Below are 2,950 nucleotides of genomic sequence, written 5' to 3' on the forward strand. Positions count from 1 at the left end.
TGTTTATCATTCACAAAGATAACAAAAGTAGGTGGTTTTATTGCTACTTGCGTTATATAGTACAGTTTTAAACGTTTTCCTTTATCTGAAGGTGGTTGCTGCATTGCTACTGCTTCCATTAAAATTTCATTTAATACACCAGTTGCAATACGAAGTGCATGATTTTGAATTACCACATCCATTACATCAAATATTTTGTTAACACGTTGTCCAGTTTTAGCTGATATAAATACGATTTCTGCATAAGGCATGAAAGATAAAATCTCACGAATTCTCTTTGTATGCTCATAAATTGTCTTATCATTTTTCTCAATAGCATCCCACTTGTTTACAGCGATAATAATACCTTTTCCTCTTTCATGGGCAATACCTGCGATTTTTGCATCTTGTTCTGTAACGCCTTCACTTGCATCTATTACAACGATGACAACATCAGCACGTTCTACCGCCGTTACTGTACGAATAATGCTATAACGCTCTAAATCTTCTTTAATCTTATTCTTACGTCTAAGACCAGCTGTATCAATGAATACATATTCTTTATCATCCCACGTGATAGCGGTATCGATAGCATCACGAGTTGTACCTGCGATATCTGATACAATAACGCGTTCTTCACCAACTAGACGGTTAATGATAGATGATTTACCTACGTTTGGTTTACCAACGATAGCGATACGAGGTCTTTCATCATCTTCTTCCTCTGCATCCCCTTGTGGAAAATGTTTTGCAACTTCATCAAGCATATCACCCATACCAAGACGAGAAGCCGCAGATACAGGAATTGGATCACCAATTCCAAGATTGTAGAATTCATATACATCTGGCATGAACTTTTCAAAGCTATCTACCTTATTAACGACTAAGAGAACAGGCTTACCCGATTTTCTAAGCATGTCCGCTACTCTAAAGTCAGAATCTACAACACCTTGACGTACATCTGTGATAAACAAGATTACATCAGCAGTCTCAATTGCAATTTCTGCTTGTGTTCGCATGTGCTTTAACATTAAATCTTTACTTTCTGGTTCGATACCACCTGTATCAATCATTGTAAATTGATAATTTAACCAAGTGACATCCGCATATATACGATCTCTTGTTACCCCAGGATAATCCTTAACAATTGAGATTTTCTCCCCAGCAAGAGCATTAAACAATGTAGATTTTCCAACATTTGGGCGACCTACAATTGCTACTATCGGTTTACTCATTTCTATTTCTCCTTAACTTAAATCCATATTCCTATCTGAAAATAACTGCAATATTCAGTTATTTTTATTCTCTAATTAAATTAGATCGGGTTCAGTCTATATAATTTTAATTAGTTTTCTTCTTCTAACATAATAACAATAATTGATGTTTTTGTAAACTGTTTTAATCTCATTTTACACTTTTATTTTGATTTTCAAAATATTTTTATATTTATACCTTAAGATACCATAGTTTCTACAAATGATTTTCCATCTTCCTTACAGATTCTTATCTTAATTCCAAGTTCTCTTTCTATATCTGAAATACGTAAATCATCGAGTAATACATCTTCATCATCTCTTAATAATACACTTGGTAATACTAGATACTCTCCTAAGTCTTCTCCTTTTAATTGCTTTATAATGTCTTGTCCTGTAAGCAACCCTGCTACTGTGATGTCTTTACCATAGAATTCATTTTCAATTGTATATACCTTTGCTTCCACATGAGGAAACTTTTTTGTAACTTCTCTTGCTAGCCCCTCTATAAATGGTGCAGCTAATTTACCAGTAGCCATAGATATCCTTCTTGTTTGACCGTTATCTTCAACTTCCTTAAGATAATCTTGTACTTCTTCTGTTAAAGATCGTACCATACCAATACCGTTCTCGATTTGTCCATAACCTTCATAATAATCTGCATCAGGGATTGGAAGTCCTGCAGTAATATACCACTCATCACTAGCGAAGACAAATCGAGTTCCATATTTCTCTTTCATTCTCTCTTGATGGGAATGCAGTTGTTCTAATACATGAAGGGCATCTTCCTTCGTGAATTTCTCTATCTTAGTTAATCTATCGCGATGTTTACTCATTCCAATAGGAACAACAGACAAACTTTTCATATAAGGAAGATACTGTGATAAATCTTCAATTGTTTTATCTAATTCCTTCTCATCATTATAGCCTTTGCACAATACAATTTGGCTATTCATCTCGATTCCATTCTCATAGAGTTTCTTAATTTTATCTAATGCTTCTCCTGCAAAACGATTTTTAAGCATCTGAATACGAAGTTCTTTATTTGTAGTATGAACTGATATATTAATTGGACCCAATTTATATAGAATAATTCGATCGATATCTTCGTCTGTCATATTGGTTAAGGTAATATAATTACCTTGTAAGAATGATAGTCTAGAATCATCATCTTTGAAATAAATGGTATCCCTCATCCCCTTCGGATTCTGATCTATGAAACAAAAGATACATTTATTACGACAAGTACGATATTTGTCCATTAATCCTTCTTCAAATTCAATCCCGAGATCCTCTTGATACTCTTTCTCAATCTCTAATTCCCACTCCTCACCATTCTTTTTAAGCAGTAATACCTCAAGGAATTCATCATTTATTAAATAATGATAATCGAATACATCTTTAATCTCATTTCCATTAACACTTAGCAACATATCGCCTGATTCAATTCCTAGTTCCTCGGCAATACTACCTACAGCCACACTTTTAATAACATGGTTTTTCTTTAACATGGCTTTCTTTCCTTTCTATACTGTACGGTCATCCCGTGTAACAATGCTTCAACAATGCATATACAATAATGTAAATGCATAACTTATATGATACCAATTTATTCTGTAAATGTAAACTTACTTTTTACCTAGGTTTTGAGTGGAGGAAAATGTTGTTTTTCTCCTCTTAAGAATAATCGAGCATTAAGTAAGTATCAAGACTTGATA

General features: G+C 33.6%; 2 protein-coding genes. Both read right to left on the bottom strand.

The features are described 5' to 3' along the window. Positions 1 to 1,214: ribosome biogenesis GTPase Der (der, locus tag ACW2QF_RS19100; RefSeq protein ID WP_455717608.1), on the bottom strand; the 1,214-nt coding region annotated here is incomplete at its 3' end. A gap of 218 nt (positions 1,215 to 1,432) precedes the next feature. After that, complete coding sequence (locus ACW2QF_RS19105) at positions 1,433 to 2,743, bottom strand: DUF512 domain-containing protein (protein ID WP_455717609.1); 1,311 nt, start codon at positions 2,741 to 2,743, stop codon at positions 1,433 to 1,435. Positions 2,744 to 2,950 lie beyond the last annotated feature (207 nt).

It is taken from the genome of Anaerosporobacter sp., from assembly GCF_965301125.1.